Here is a 15,152-nt window from a genome sequence, read left to right on the forward strand (position 1 = left end):
CGCCCCTTTTTCTGATTTCTTCAGGTTATTTAATCAACCCGGCTATGCAGAACTGATTAATCATCAGGCACCGCTTTAGCATGATCATTGTTCGCGTATATCTTGAAGGGCTCAGAATCTCCCTTAATTACGCTTTCATCAATCACAACCTTGGAGATATCGTGCTCCGAAGGAATCAGATACATGGTGTCGAGCAACGTGGCTTCCATGATGGATCTAAGTCCCCGGGCGCCTGTTTTACGCTCCAGAGCCTTACTCGCAACTGCGCGCAGTGCGTCATCCCGGAAATCCAGCTCTACGCCTTCCATGTCAAACAGCTTCTGATACTGCTTGGTCAGCGAATTTTTCGGCTCTGTAAGAATCTGCACGAGCGCTTCTTCATCCAACTCAGTCAAGGTAGCTATGACTGGCAAACGCCCAACAAACTCGGGAATCAAACCGTATTTGACGAGATCTTCCGTCTCAACGTTCTTGATCACATCACCGGTGTTTTTGCTCTCATCCCGGCTCGCAACTGCTGCCGAAAAGCCGATACTGCTCTTTTCAGTGCGGTCACGGATAACCTTGTCCAGCCCGGCAAACGCACCACCGCAGATGAACAGCATATTGCCTGTATCAACCTGCAGAAACTCCTGTTGCGGATGCTTGCGACCACCCTGGGGCGGCACAGAGGCAACAGTGCCCTCTATCAACTTCAACAAGGCCTGCTGAACGCCTTCACCTGAAACATCCCGGGTGATGGAGGGGTTATCTGACTTGCGTGAAATCTTGTCGATCTCATCAATATAGACAATACCACGCTGGGCCTTGTCCACATCGTAATCGCACTTCTGAAGCAGCTTCTGGATGATATTCTCAACGTCCTCACCCACGTAGCCCGCTTCAGTAAGCGTTGTGGCATCGGCAATGGTAAAGGGAACATTGAGCATCCGCGCCAGAGTTTCCGCCAATAACGTTTTACCGCTACCCGTCGGGCCAATCAGCAGAATGTTACTTTTACCAAGCTCTACGTCGCCCTTACCTTCACCATAGCGAAGGCGCTTGTAGTGGTTATAAACCGCTACCGCGAGTACAACCTTGGCTCGGTCCTGGCCAATGACATATTCATCAAGCGTGTTGCGGATTTCAGCCGGCGTTGGGAGGCGATCACTCGGCTCCTCCTGTGCGTTCTCCTGAATTTCTTCGCGGATAATATCGTTGCACAGGTCGACGCACTCGTCGCAGATGAACACCGAAGGCCCTGCAATGAGCTTACGGACTTCATGCTGGCTCTTTCCACAAAACGAGCAGTAGAGCAACTTGCCGTTATCGTCGCCTCTGCCGTTTCTTTCATCTGCCATTGAAATACCTCTGATCTCGTTTTGCCGGCGCGCTAGATAAACGATGAGGCGCCGGCCAGGGTGATGCAATTACTGCCAGTATTATTTATTCGGCACGCGCTTATCAAGTATCGAGTCGATCAACCCGTACTCTTTCGCCTGTGTCGGATCCATAAAGTTGTCACGATCCGTGTCCCGGGCGAGGGTTTCCAGATCCTGACCTGTGTGGTGAGCCAGTATTGAATTCAGCGTATGCCGGATTTTCAGAATTTCGCGGGTATGTATTTCGATATCCGTTGCCTGGCCCTGATAACCTCCCAAAGGCTGATGAATCATAACCCGGGAGTTAGGCAGACATGCACGCTTACCAGCAGCGCCGCCAGCCAGAAGGAAAGCGCCCATGCTCGCAGCCTGACCTACACACAGAGTTGAAACATCAGGCTTGATAAACTGCATGGTATCGTAAATTGACATCCCAGCTGTCACAGAGCCACCCGGGCTATTAATGTACAGATGGATGTCTTTGTCCGGGTTTTCAGACTCCAGGAACAGAAGTTGCGCTACGATCAGGTTAGCCATGTGGTCTTCCACCTGCCCAACCATGAAGATCACCCGCTCCTTGAGCAGACGAGAGTAAATATCAAACGAGCGCTCCCCACGGGCGGTCTGCTCGATAACCATCGGCACCAGGGCGGACCTGGTATCCATTGCGAGACCATCGATTGGTTTCTGCATCATGATTCGCCTGAACTCCTTATGGATAATTGGGGCGTGGCATAAAACCACGGCATCCTCAGCTTTTTGCACCTGTTACTTTGCCAGCCTCAAGCCTAGATGAAAACAGCCGGACATGCCGGCTGTTAATTTCATTCGGCCAGCACCGGAGCCAAACGCATTCTGGCTCAGGTACTGTCACGCCGCCAATATCAGCGCTGGGGCTGCCCTGCCTGAATGGCTTCTTCGTACTTGACCTTCTTCTCTTTGACATTAGCCTGAGAGAGAACGTAGTCAACAACCTGGTCTTCCAGAACTGAAGATTCGATCTGACTCTTCTGCTCCGGGTTACCGGTGAAGTGCGCAATGACTTCATCTGGCTGTTCATACGTTGACGCAATTTCCTGGATCTTTTCGTCAACCTTGGCCGCATCTACTTTCAGGTCGTTTGCCTTTACAACTTCCTGGAACAACAGGCCGGTCTTCACACGACGCTCAGCCTGCTCCTGGAAAATTTCCTTGGGCAGCTGCTGAAAATCAACCTGCCCGCCAAAGCGCTGGACCGCTTCCTGACGTAGACGATCGATTTCCTGATCTGCCAATGCAGCCGGGATATCAAACTCGGTTGATTCGAGAAGGCCGTCTACAACGTCATTCTTGACCTTGTTGGATACAGCCTGCTTCAGCTCACGTTCCATGTTCTTTTTAACTTCTTCACGGAATGCCGCTTCGTCTTCCGCCTCGATACCAAACTTGGTAAAGAACTCGGCATTCAGCTCAGGCAACTGAGGCTCTTCAACCTCATGAATCTTGATTTCAAACTTCGCAGGCTTACCTTTGAGCTCTTCGTTGTGATAGTCCTCAGGGAACGTCACTTCGATTTCCAGCTCCTCACCGGCCTTTCCGCCAACGATGGCTTTTTCAAAACCAGGAATCATCTGATCCGAACCCAGAGTCAGCTTGTGGCCTTCTGCAGCACCACCTTCGAACTCCTCACCATCAATAAAGCCCTTGAAGTCGATGGTCAGCACATCCTTGTTCTTGGACTTACGCTTAACAGACTTCATGGTGGCCTGCTGACGACGCAGGTTATCGATCATGGTGTCGATATCTTTGTCGGTGATTTCAGAGGTCATTTTCTCAATAGAGACTTTGCTCAGGTCGCCCAACTCTATTTCTGGCAACACTTCAAAAATGGCAACAAACTCGAGGTCTTTGCCCGCTTCCATGGTCTTGGGCTCAAGCTTGGGCCAGCCAGCTGGATTGATATCCTGCTCCTGCAAGGCCTTAATGTAGTTGTCGCGCATGATTTCGCCGACTATTTCCTGGCGCACGCTGTCACCGAAACGACGCTTGACCACGCTCATGGGCACCTTGCCAGGACGGAAACCGTTCAGGCGTACAGTGCGAGCAGTTTCCTGCAGGCGTTTCTGAACCGCCTGTTCAATTTCCTGGGCGGGCACACCAATCGTCATGCGACGCTCGATGTTGGAGGTCGTTTCTACAGACACTTGCATGGAAGATCCTCAAAATTCAGGTTCGGTATGTGAATGAAATTAAAACTAAAAGACCATTCCGAAGCGTTTCCCCGGAAATGACCCAAAATTAAAAGCCGATAGTTTATCACGGTTTACCCTGACGAGAGAATCATCTCCCAAATGTAGTTTCAGGGATCGTGACGCCAGCGGCACTTGTAGGCAGGAGTTTGGGACGAAAACTGCAAAATAAAGGGGGCAGGAGCAATAAAAAAAGGCCCTTAGATTATCTCTAAGAGCCTTCTCAAGGTGGTCGGGTTGGGGAGAATCGAACTCCCACTCCTCTCGGAACCAGAACCTAAATCTGGCGCGTCTACCAATTTCGCCACAACCCGGAATTCTAAAAACCTGTACCGCGTTGCCGTATCACTTAATCGCTGACACTTAACAGGTGTTACAGCGCTGACACATTCAACATATGCGGATTTCATTACTTTGAAAAGTGGGGTGGACGAAGGGGATCGAACCCTCGACCGCAGGAGTCACAATCCTGAGCTCTACCAACTGAGCTACGTCCACCACATCGGGACATACCTTTCGGTATCTTCGATAACCTGGATTAACTGCAACCAAACTTCTCTGCAGATAATCTTTAATCCTAAACCTGTTAACTTTGCCTGCAGTTCGGTTTCGATCAAGCCGACGGCTTTAATGGCGCGCCCGGCAGGACTCGAACCTGCGACCCTCGGCTTAGAAGGCCGATGCTCTATCCAGCTGAGCTACGGGCGCTTGACCGTTGGCCTAGCTGAACATGTAGAAAAGTGGTCGGGGTAGAGAGATTCGAACTCCCGACATCCTGCTCCCAAAGCAGGCGCGCTACCAGACTGCGCTATACCCCGTTCAAACTGATCAACTCTTGCTTCAGCAAAGTTGGCGCGCATATTACCGTCGCAATTTCGCTTCGTCAACAAAGAAAATCAAATTCTCTCTTAAATCAGTAATTTTGACGCTCAACCTGCACCGGGGCTGCGACAACTCCCCATGCTCCACTGATTGGAGTTAGGCGACAGGCGTGCGACAATAATGCCCCTTTTAATTACCAATGCCAACCGACAAGACGAATCATGAGCGCCAAACTAATCAATGGAAAAGAAATTGCTGCCGCAGTCAGACAACAAGTCGCTTCCGGCGTAGAGACCCGCATACAAAATGGACTGCGCGCACCCGGCCTTGCCGTGGTTCTGGTGGGCAACGATCCGGCTTCCGAAGTGTATGTAGGCAACAAGCGTAAAGCCTGCGACGCTGCCGGCATCCTGTCTCTCTCCTACGACCTGCCCTCAGATACCACACAGCATGCCCTGGAGGCTCTGGTTGATGAACTGAATGAAAATCCGCTGGTGGATGGGATCCTTGTACAACTGCCACTGCCCAGCCACCTGGATGCCGACCCGATATTGCTGAAAATCCGACCAGATAAAGATGTTGATGGCTTCCACCCTTACAACATAGGCCGCCTGGTGCAGCGTAAGCCTGCGCTGAGGCCCTGCACGCCCGCTGGCGTGATTACCCTACTGGATAGCATCAACACCCCCTACAAAGGGCAGCACGCGGTGATTGTGGGCGCATCTAACATTGTCGGTCGCCCCATGACCATGGAGCTGCTACTCAAGGGCGCCACCACTACTGTGTGTCACCGTTTCACACCAGATCTGGAAAAATACGTTCGTGACGCAGACATTCTCATCGCTGCCGTAGGAAAGCCTGGCCTGATCAAAGGTGAATGGGTAAAGCCTGGCGCAACCGTGATCGATGTCGGCATCAATCGAATGGAAAACGGAAAGCTGCAGGGCGACGTAGACTTTGAAACAGCTTCAGCCCGGGCAGCCTATATCACTCCAGTACCTGGCGGCGTTGGCCCTATGACCATTGCTACGCTCCTGCAAAACACCCTGTACGCTGCAAACGAACTGCACACCAACTAATCCCGCGGCGCCCCCAATCTTTAAAGAACACCAAAGCACGCACAAAAAAACCCGCCGAAGCGGGTTTTTTTGTCTCGGCCGAACTTACTGGCCAAGCGCCTGCTTCGCCTTCAAGCGATACGCGTGCAACAGCGGCTCAGTGTAACCACTCGGCTGCTCGCGACCCTTGAGAACCAAGTCCATGGCCGCATTGAAAGCAATGCTGCCAGCAAAGTTTGGCGCCATAGCCCGGTAAGTTGGATCGCTGGCATTCTGCTTGTCCACAACCTGCGCCATACGCTTCATGGTTTCTTCAACCTGAGCCTCGGTGCAAATGCCGTGATACAGCCAATTAGCCAGATGCTGAGAGGAGATACGCAGGGTTGCGCGGTCTTCCATCAGACCAATATCGTTGATATCAGGAACCTTGGAACAGCCAACACCACTATCGATCCAGCGCACAACATAACCCAGAATACCCTGGGCGTTATTGTCCAATTCCTGCTGAATATCTTCCGCTGTAAGCTTGGAAGGATCTTCCATCACCGGCACTGTCAGGATATCGTCCAGGCTGGCACGGGCACGGCTTTCCAGCTCTTTCTGGATGTCCGCAACTGATACCTGGTGGTAGTGGGTCGCGTGCAGGGTCGCTGCCGTTGGCGAAGGAACCCAAGCAGTGTTGGCACCAGATTTCGGGTGACCAATTTTTTGCTCAAGCATAGCCGCCATCAGGTCTGGCATTGCCCACATACCTTTACCAATCTGTGCAACGCCACGGAAGCCGGTTTCCAGACCTACATCTACGTTCCACTGCTCGTATGCACCAATCCATGCGGCCTGCTTCATTTCACCCTTACGGATGAACGGACCAAGCTCCATAGAGGTGTGCATTTCATCACCGGTGCGGTCCAGGAAGCCAGTGTTAATGAACACTGCACGCTCTTTGGCGGCGTGGATACACGCTTTCAGGTTAACCGTGGTGCGACGCTCTTCGTCCATGATGCCGACTTTGAGAGTAAAGCGCGGCAGACCCAGAGCATCTTCGACACGACCAAAGAACTCGTTGGTAAACGCTACCTCTTCAGGGCCATGCATTTTCGGCTTAACAATGTATACAGAACCTGTTGCGGTGTTCTGGAACTTACCGTCGCCCTTCAGATCGTGAATGGCGATCAGGGAAGTAAGGATACCGTCCATCAACCCCTCAGGCACTTCACTGCCGTCTTTCAGCAGAATGGCCGGGTTGGTCATCAGGTGACCAACGTTACGAACAAACATCAGGCTGCGGCCTTTCAGTTTGATCTGGCTACCGTCAGCTGCAGTATATTCACGATCTGCGTTCATTTTACGGGTCAGGCGCTCGCCGCCCTTCTCGAAAGTTTCTTCCAGATCACCCTTCATCAGGCCGAGCCAGTTGCTGTATGCCAGAGTCTTATCATCGGCATCTACTGCAGCAACAGAGTCTTCGCAGTCCATGATGGTGGTCAGCGCAGACTCCATCAGTACATCTTTTACGTGAGCGCCGTCATCTTTGCCAATGGGGTGAGTGGCATCGATCTGGATCTCAAAGTGCATGCCGTTCTTGACCAGCAGAATGCCCGTAGGCGCATCAGCAGCACCGGTGTAACCCACGAAACCAGATTCATCTTTCAGGCCGGTCACATCGCCATTTTGCAGTTTAACAGCCAGCTTGCCGCCAGAAACCTGATACAAGACTGCATCTTTATGGCTGCCTGCAGCCAAAGGCGCAGAGTTATCCAGCAAGTTGCGTGCAAACTCAATAACCTTGGCACCACGAACCGGGTTGTAACCACGACCCTTTTCAGCTCCACCCTCTTCGGAAATAGCATCGGTTCCGTAGAGCGCATCGTAGAGGCTGCCCCAACGTGCGTTTGCAGCGTTCAGCGCAAAGCGGGCATTCATGATTGGCACAACTAACTGAGGGCCAGCCATGGTTGCCACTTCAGGGTCAACATTCGCAGTAGAGATACGGAAGTCCGCTGGCTCTTCTACCAGATAACCAATTTCTTTGAGGAAGGCTTTGTAAGCGGCCATATCGAGCTTCTGGCCCTTATGGTCGCTGTTCCAGCTGTTCATTTTTTCCTGGATAGCACCGCGCTTAGCCAGCAGCTCACGATTTCTCGGCGCCAGATCGTTTACGATCTTGTCGAATTCCGCCCAGAATTTATCTGCATCCAGCCCAGTGCCTGGAATTGCTTCGTTAGTTACGAAGTCATACAAGTTCTTTGCGACCTGAATGCCGCCGAGTTGTACGCGATCTGTCATCGTTAATAAGCCTCAGTGGGTTAGCCCTGTCCCAACCGCTACTCAGCAGCCGGGCTCGAAAAATCGAAGGCCGCATTATACGGGAAGTTCCTTATAAGGTCATTTCCCTGAGTACAACGCGACCTTGGTATCAGCGTTAACTGCGCCGCCAACTTGTTCCCTCACGGGAATCGTCCAGAATAACGCCCTGCTCTGCCAACTCGTCACGAATGCGGTCGGCACCCGCAAAATCTTTGGCTTTACGGGCATCAGCGCGGGCCTGAATTTTCGCTTCAATGTCTTCTGCCGTCAGCTCTCCACCGGAATCAGCCTGAAAAAAAGCATCCGGGTTTTGCTGCAAGATCCCGAGAACATCACCAAGCCGGATCATCACAGCTGCCGCCTGCCTTGCGTCATCTTCACGGCCTTCCCGGCGGTGTTGATTTATGTCATTGGCAAGCGCGTGTAAAACCGAGATACCCCCCGGACAGTTGAAGTCATCGTTCATTAACTCAACAAAACGACGATCTTGCTCAGCTTCAGGCACGTCGTTTGAATTCATTGGCTCTATGCCACGCAGTGCATGGTATAGCCTGGCCAGAGAACGTCCTGCCTCAGCCAGATTGTCTTCAGAATAATCGACCTGGCTGCGGTAGTGACTGGAAACCAAAAAGAAGCGGACCACTTCGGGCGGGTAGGTTTCCAGTATTTCCCGTATGGTGAAAAAGTTGCCCAGGGATTTGGACATCTTTTCTTTATTCACACGGATTGCGCCCGCATGCATCCAGGTGTTCACAAAGGTATGCCCGGTAGCGCACTCGGACTGCGCAATTTCATTTTCATGGTGAGGGAACAGCAAATCCGGTCCGCCTCCATGAATATCAAAGGTATCGCCCAGGCATTTTGTTGACATGGCAGAACATTCAATATGCCAACCCGGTCGACCATTCCCCCAAGGTGAAGGCCAGCTGACCTCACCTTCATCGGCGGCTTTCCAAAGCGCAAAATCAGCAGGGCTTCGCTTGGCTTCCTGTACGTCGATGCGCGCACCGGCCAGCAGATCTTCGAGTTTTTTCTTGCTGAGTTTTCCGTAGTCTTTGAACGACTCTACAGAAAAATAGACGTCGCCATTGTCCGCGGCATACGCATGGTCGGATTCGATCAGCGTATTGATCATGGCTTTAATGTCAGCAATGTAATCCGTGGCACGAGGCTCTGCGCTGGGTGACAACACACCAAGCCTTGCTTCATCCTCGTGCATCGCCGCGATCATACGCTCGGTCAGCTCGTTAAACGGTTCGCCATTTTCCTCGGCTCTGCGAAGAATCTTGTCGTCTATATCAGTGATATTGCGCACATAGGTCACATCGTAGCCGCGATTGCGCATGTAGCGCGTTACCACGTCAAAAGCCACCAGCACCCGTGCGTGACCCAGGTGGCAGTAGTCGTAAACCGTCATACCACACACGTACATGCGAACCTTTCCCGGCTCGATGGGCGTAAAGACTTCTTTTTGCTGGGTGAGCGTATTATAAATCCTGATCAAAGCTGGTCTCCCGAATGCTTACCCTTATTTACTCTTTATTTACCCCACGAATCCCGCAAGGTAACGGTGCGGTTGAATACCGGCTTCCCGGCTTTGGCTGTCAACTCCTGATCACAGAAGAAATAACCTTCGCGCTCAAACTGGTACGGCAAGTCTGTAAGCGGCGTTGCCAAGCTTTGCTCTACCCGTGCACCCTTCAACACCACAAGCGATTGCGGGTTAACGTGATCCAGGAAGTCTCCTTCCTTGTCACTGTCCGGAGATTCGTGGTTGAACAGTCGGTCGTACAGGTTAATATCGCACTCCACACTGTTACTGGCAGACACCCAGTGGATCACGCCGTTGGGCTTGTAACCCTCGGGGTTAACACCCAGTGTGGCCGGATCGTATTCACAGCGCAGCTCCACAATTTCGCCACTGGCATCGCGCACAACTTCCTTGCACGTCATCACATAGCCGCCGCGTAAACGAACCGCTTGCTCAGGTGCCAATCGCTTCCACTTGCGCGGTGCCTCTTCCACGAAGTCATCCCTGTCGATAAACAGGGTCTGGCTCCAGGTAACTTCTCGCTGCCCCATATCCGGGTTCTGAGGATGCACAGGCAAGGAGAGCGTTTCGATCTTGTCGGCCGGGTAGTTGGTCAGCGTCACTTTCAATGGGCGCATCACGCACATGGCACGGGGTGAACGAGTGTTGAGATCCTCGCGGATAGCGAATTCCAGCATCCCCATATCCACCGTTCCGCCAGCCTTGTTAACACCGATCATGTCGCAGAACGCACGGAGCGATTCCGGCGTATAGCCGCGACGGCGCATACCCGAAATAGTCGGCATGCGAGGGTCATTCCAGCCTTCGACCAAATGCTCATCCACCAGGCGCTTGAGTTTACGCTTGCTGGTGATGGTGTAGTTCAGATTCAGACGAGCAAACTCTATCTGTCGCGGCTGACATGGCGCAGTAATGTTATCAAGCACCCAATCATAGAGGGGGCGGTGATCTTCAAATTCGAGCGTGCACAGAGAGTGAGTAATCCCTTCCATGGCATCTGAGATGGGATGAGTGAAGTCGTACATCGGGTAGATGCACCATTTATTGCCCGTCTGATGATGCTCAGCAAAACGAATGCGATACAGAATAGGGTCTCGCATATTGATGTTAGGGGACGTCATATCAATCTTCGCCCTTAACACCAGCTCACCGTTTTTGAACTTACCATCCCGCATGTCACGGAATAGCGTTAGGCTTTCATCTGCAGGGCGGTCGCGATAAGGGCTGTTTTTGCCCGGTTCAGTCAAGGTGCCCCGGTACTCCACCATTTCATCTGCAGTTAACGCACAAACATACGCCTTGCCTTTCTCGATTAGTTCCTCTGCAAAATAGTAGAGAGAATCGAAATAATCAGAGGCATAACGTACTTCCCCATCCCAGGTGTAACCCAGCCATTCAACGTCTGCCTTGATGGCATCGATGTACTCCTGGCTCTCCTTTTCCGGGTTAGTGTCGTCAAACCGTAGGTTACACACACCGGAAAACGTATTGGCGATGCCAAAGTTAAGGCAGATAGATTTCGCATGGCCCACGTGCAGGTAACCATTAGGCTCAGGGGGAAATCGGGTCACAACCTGGCCGGTATGCTCGCCTTTGGCAACGGCGTCTTCAATCAGGTTCTGAATAAAGTTATGGGCTTTCTTCGGCTCGGCGCTCATACAATCTCTATTAAAAGAAGTGGGTCGTAAACCGTCTATTATACTCATAAATCCAGACCGGACTCATGCATCACCGGAAACTCTTGCGTACAATACCGGCTTTAAGCGATTCCAACTCAATGAACAGGAAACCCTGATGATTCTGCTGACAACCAACCACGGCGATATCAAGCTCGAACTGGATTACGAAAAAGCCCCAGAAACCGCAAAGAATTTTGAACAGTATGTTCGCGACGGTTTCTACGACGGCCTTATTTTTCATAGAGTTATCAGTAACTTTATGGTTCAGGGCGGTGGTTTTGAGCCTGGCATGGTGGCACGCAAAACCCGCGACCCAATCAAAAACGAAGCGGACAACGGTTTGAGCAATATGCAAGGCACCGTCGCCATGGCCCGTACTATGGACCCACACTCGGCTTCAGCCCAGTTTTTCATCAACGTGGAAAACAATGGGTTTCTGGATCACACAGCAAAAAATTCCGAAGGCTGGGGTTACTGTGTTTTTGGCAAGGTTGTAGAAGGTATGGAGACAGTTAACGCAATCCGCGCCGTCCGTACCACCATGGATTCCGGCCATCAGGACGTACCCTACGAGGACGTGGTCATTGAAAAGGCCACTGTTATCGAGGACGGAGGCGCAGCGTGACCACGCTGTTTATTTCCGACCTGCACATGGAAGAGTCACGCCCCGATATTATCGGGGCGTTTCTTCGCTTCCTTGAAGAAGAAGCACCCGGTGCAGAGCAGCTGTTCATACTTGGCGATTTCTTTGAGGCCTGGATTGGTGATGATGAGCGTACCCCTCTCCAAGACCAGGCTGCAGCCGCACTGCGCACCCTGAGCGACAGCGGTACCCGCATTTTCCTGATGCACGGCAACCGGGATTTTCTGCTAGGCGAGGATTTCTGCGCACGTGCCGGCGCCACTCTGCTGGATGACCCCACACTCATCGATCTCTATGGCACCCCTACTCTGCTGATGCATGGTGACAGCCTTTGCACCGCTGATGTGGAATACCAGAAATTTCGCGCCAAAATGCGTAATCCGCAAATGCAAAAGATGATTCTGTCCCGCCCTCTTGAGGATCGCCAGCAAATGGCACGGCAACTGCGGGAAATGAGCATGGCATCGAACCAGGGGAAAACCGAAGACATCATGGACGTAACCCCGGAAGAGGTAGAGCGAGTTATGGAAGCCCATGATGTACCTCTCCTAATTCACGGACACACCCACAGACCTGCCGAACATTTTCTGGAGGTAAACGGGAAATCCGCAAAGCGAATCGTTCTGGGCGACTGGGACACGCATCTCTGGTGGCTGGTTGCGCAGTCTGAACAAGAGCCAGAGCTGAAAAAGATGCCGTTACCAAACTCCTGAGGCGCCCACTGCTTTATGATTCAGGGGATCACTACCTAGAGCCGTCCATGCAAGGAGTGCAGAATATGAAGCAACGTCCGACCCATTGTGCAGCTCTGGCAACATACATGGCCGGCTTTATTCTTCTCTGTTCTCTGGCATTTCCTGCCTGGGCCGAAAACTCCGGGGATACAAACACGCAATCAGACACAGCCACCCGGCAAAGCAAAGAAAGCGCTGAACAGCCAGAGGAATCGCGACCGGCCGTTCAACCAGAACTGGAAGCTGGCACGGATGCTCCTCCCGAAATCAAGCTACCAGAGGTGGCCAACTCAGACATTCTGGAGCAGGTGCGCACGCTGCAATCCTCGCTAACGCAGCGTCAGACAGCAGTGAAAGACAGCCAGGAGCGGCTAACCTATGCCGAATCCATTCTGACCCGCTTGCAGGATGAGTATAAGAGTTTTGAGCTGAGACTTGAGAAGGCGGGCCTCAACCTTACTGCAAACTATGCCAACTTGTTAAAGCAGAGACTTGAGCGCCTACAAAGACAGAGTATTGCCAGCGATTTGATAGAAGGCATTGAGAATAAGCTTGCTTCCGCAAGAGAAGAGCAACTGAGACTGGAAGAGTTTGAAGCCATTGCGGAGCCTGGTGATGATGCCCGCGGGCAACTGCAAACCCACCGCTCCGAGTTGCTACGCGAACTGCACAAAGCCGTTACAGAACACATTGATGTGCTCAATGAATACTACAGCACAGTATCGGCCCTTCAAGACCAGGTTCAGGAATATCAGAAGCTTCTTCAACAGCGCCTGTTCTGGCTGCCAAGCGCTGCTGTTGTGAGTACTGAAACCGCGGGCGGGCTTTACCAGTCTGCAAAATGGTTTGTCTCCCAACTGCGCTTCGGTGCCATCAGTGACACCATCGCCCTGTCCTGGAAAGAACGTGGCACTCGCATAACCCTTGTTGCCCTGCTGTTTCTGGCCCTGCTTATAACGCGAAAAGCCATCGCGGGTAATCTGATCGAAAACAGCCGCTACATCGGTAATGTTGGCCATGACCGCATGGCGTTTACCATAAAGGCACTGATTAACAGCTTCCTGCTGGCATTGCCCGGCGTGCTTGTATTTTCTTTGGCCGCCCTGCTGCTGATGGAAGGCAATGAGTTTTTCTCTGCCCTTTCGAAAGGGCTGACAGCGGCGGGTTTCATCATGTTTTTGCTGGCGTTTATCCGCAACGTAGCACGCAAGCACGGCCTTGGTGAAAACCACTTCCACTGGAACCCCAACTCCCTGCTGGTTATCCGCCGGGAAATCCCCCTGCTGATGGCATTCGTATTGCCAGTAACCATCATAACCACATCGACAACCTCAACCCCTGAAGGCGCACAGTTCGACGACAGCCTGGGCCGTCTGTTGTTTACCCTGGTGTCCATCGCACTGGCGGTATTTGCACAGCGCATCATGAAAGCCGTGAGGGCGTACAAATCCCAACATGGCTTCCTGGTATTCCTGCACATTATCGCCGTTATCACCCCCCTTGTTCTGGCCCTTGCGGCGCTGTTTGGCTACCACTACACAGCCCTTCAACTTGAACGCAACTTGTTCATCTCCATTTGCTGGCTGGCTTTCACTTCATTGCTCTACTATCTGGGATTGAGGGCTCTTTCTGTGCGTGAACGCCGCCTCACCCTCGACATTCTGCGCGAACAGCGAGCAGCGGAGCAAAAAGCAGCTGAAAGCCGGGAAGCCGACGACACGTCCGAAGAGAACATTCTGCCTTCACTGGATATGCCAGCAATGAACCTAAAGGACATCAGTCATCAGAGCACATCACTGCTGGGCATCGTAATAGCCGCACTGGCCATTACCGGGCTGACGATGCTTTGGGCCGACGTTTTCCCTGCACTCAAACTGTTTGACAACATCACGCTGTGGACCATCGCTACCGACCTGCAAGGTGGAGATCCGCTCCCCATAACTCTTGCTGACGTGCTTCTGGCTGCTTTGATTGGCGCAGGAACCATATTGGCAGCCCGCGACCTCCCGGGCACCCTTGAAGTAACCATTCTGAGCCGGCTGAACCTGGAGCCCGGCACCGGCTATGCGATCAAAACTCTCACAGCCTATCTGCTGGTGTTCGCTGGCGTGATAACCTGTTTCGCGGTAATAGGGGTTCAGTGGTCAAAACTGCAATGGCTCATTGCCGCCCTGGGTGTCGGCCTCGGGTTCGGACTTCAGGAAATCGTCGCTAACTTTGTCTCGGGCATCATTCTTCTGTTTGAACGCCCTATCCGGGTGGGTGACATGGTCACAATAGATGGCATTACCGGCACGGTTGCCCGCATACGTATTCGAGCCACAACACTGGTCGACTGGGACAGAAAAGAACAGATTATCCCAAACAAAACCTTCGTGACCCAGGACCTGACCAACTGGACCCTCTCGGATCCAATTACACGAGTTACCCTTCGGGTGGGAGTCGCCTACGGTTCGGATGTAAATAAGACACAGGAAATTTTGATCGGCGTTGCTGGCAACAATGAACGGGTAGTGAGTGACCCCGCTCCCGAGGTATTCTGTGTAGGGCTGGGGGATAGCAGTATTGATTTCGAGCTATGGGTATACATCAAAGACCTGCAGGACATGATGCCCCTGTCCCACGAAATCCACGCCTCCATTACGAGTGCGCTCACCGAAGCCGGCATTGAAATTCCTTTCCCGCAGCGGGACGTTCATGTGCGCAACCTGCCTGAGATTACCAAGGCGCCCCAAGGTAGTTGCGCAACCTGAGAATAGAAGCTCGGA

The 15,152-nt window shown here is 52.4% G+C and carries 10 protein-coding genes and 4 tRNA genes; 4 read left to right on the forward strand and 10 right to left on the reverse strand.

Translation table 11 applies throughout. The annotated features are described in order from the left end of the window. Positions 1 to 56: 56 nt before the first annotated feature. The 7 genes from clpX to Q0824_RS04120 form a co-directional block, all read right to left on the reverse strand. Positions 57 to 1,340: an ATP-dependent Clp protease ATP-binding subunit ClpX gene (clpX, locus tag Q0824_RS04090; protein ID WP_298447764.1), complete on the reverse strand. Its 1,284-nt coding sequence runs from the start codon at positions 1,338 to 1,340 to the stop codon at positions 57 to 59. Positions 1,341 to 1,421: 81 nt separating this feature from the next. Then, on the reverse strand, positions 1,422 to 2,057 hold the full coding sequence (gene clpP, locus Q0824_RS04095) for an ATP-dependent Clp endopeptidase proteolytic subunit ClpP (protein WP_298447766.1): 636 nt from the start codon (positions 2,055 to 2,057) through the stop codon (positions 1,422 to 1,424). A gap of 188 nt (positions 2,058 to 2,245) precedes the next feature. Further along, entirely contained in the window at positions 2,246 to 3,550 is a 1,305-nt protein-coding gene (gene tig, locus Q0824_RS04100) for a trigger factor (RefSeq protein ID WP_298447768.1), read from the reverse strand. A 268-nt stretch (positions 3,551 to 3,818) separates the two neighbouring features. After that, positions 3,819 to 3,903: transfer RNA gene (locus Q0824_RS04105), tRNA-Leu, on the reverse strand. 108 nt (positions 3,904 to 4,011) lie between these two features. Continuing rightward, positions 4,012 to 4,087: transfer RNA gene (locus Q0824_RS04110), tRNA-His, on the reverse strand. 133 nt (positions 4,088 to 4,220) lie between these two features. After that, a tRNA-Arg gene (locus Q0824_RS04115) sits at positions 4,221 to 4,297 on the reverse strand. Positions 4,298 to 4,330: 33 nt separating this feature from the next. Continuing rightward, positions 4,331 to 4,407: transfer RNA gene (locus tag Q0824_RS04120), tRNA-Pro, on the reverse strand. Between the two features lie 225 nt (positions 4,408 to 4,632). On the opposite strand from Q0824_RS04120, the gene folD reads away from it, so the two are divergent. Then, the gene (folD, locus tag Q0824_RS04125) at positions 4,633 to 5,490 is read left to right on the forward strand and encodes a bifunctional methylenetetrahydrofolate dehydrogenase/methenyltetrahydrofolate cyclohydrolase FolD (RefSeq protein ID WP_298447770.1); all 858 of its coding nucleotides are present in this window, start codon (positions 4,633 to 4,635) and stop codon (positions 5,488 to 5,490) included. Positions 5,491 to 5,574: 84 nt separating this feature from the next. Here folD and Q0824_RS04130 read toward each other — a convergent pair whose 3' ends face one another. The 3 genes from Q0824_RS04130 to Q0824_RS04140 all read right to left on the reverse strand — a co-directional run bounded on the left by Q0824_RS04130 (position 5,575) and on the right by Q0824_RS04140 (position 10,986). After that, the gene (locus tag Q0824_RS04130; RefSeq protein ID WP_298447772.1) at positions 5,575 to 7,755 is read right to left on the reverse strand and encodes a malate synthase G; all 2,181 of its coding nucleotides are present in this window, start codon (positions 7,753 to 7,755) and stop codon (positions 5,575 to 5,577) included. Positions 7,756 to 7,891: 136 nt separating this feature from the next. After that, positions 7,892 to 9,280: a cysteine--tRNA ligase gene (gene cysS, locus Q0824_RS04135; RefSeq protein WP_298447774.1), complete on the reverse strand. Its 1,389-nt coding sequence runs from the start codon at positions 9,278 to 9,280 to the stop codon at positions 7,892 to 7,894. A gap of 35 nt (positions 9,281 to 9,315) precedes the next feature. Beyond that, positions 9,316 to 10,986: a glutamine--tRNA ligase/YqeY domain fusion protein gene (locus Q0824_RS04140; protein WP_298447776.1), complete on the reverse strand. Its 1,671-nt coding sequence runs from the start codon at positions 10,984 to 10,986 to the stop codon at positions 9,316 to 9,318. 136 nt (positions 10,987 to 11,122) lie between these two features. On the opposite strand from Q0824_RS04140, the gene Q0824_RS04145 reads away from it, so the two are divergent. The 3 genes from Q0824_RS04145 (at position 11,123) to Q0824_RS04155 (ending at position 15,137) form a co-directional block, all read left to right on the forward strand. Further along, positions 11,123 to 11,632, forward strand: coding sequence for a peptidylprolyl isomerase (locus Q0824_RS04145; RefSeq protein WP_298447778.1), 510 nt, complete (start codon positions 11,123 to 11,125; stop codon positions 11,630 to 11,632). Then, the gene (locus Q0824_RS04150; RefSeq protein ID WP_298447780.1) at positions 11,629 to 12,363 is read left to right on the forward strand and encodes a UDP-2,3-diacylglucosamine diphosphatase; all 735 of its coding nucleotides are present in this window, start codon (positions 11,629 to 11,631) and stop codon (positions 12,361 to 12,363) included. The genes Q0824_RS04145 and Q0824_RS04150 overlap by 4 nt, the downstream gene beginning before the upstream one ends. Before the next feature lie 65 nt (positions 12,364 to 12,428). Further along, entirely contained in the window at positions 12,429 to 15,137 is a 2,709-nt protein-coding gene (locus tag Q0824_RS04155) for a mechanosensitive ion channel domain-containing protein (protein ID WP_298447781.1), read from the forward strand. Positions 15,138 to 15,152 lie beyond the last annotated feature (15 nt).

Source organism: uncultured Marinobacter sp. (assembly GCF_947488835.1).
Lineage (GTDB): Bacteria > Pseudomonadota > Gammaproteobacteria > Pseudomonadales > Oleiphilaceae > Marinobacter.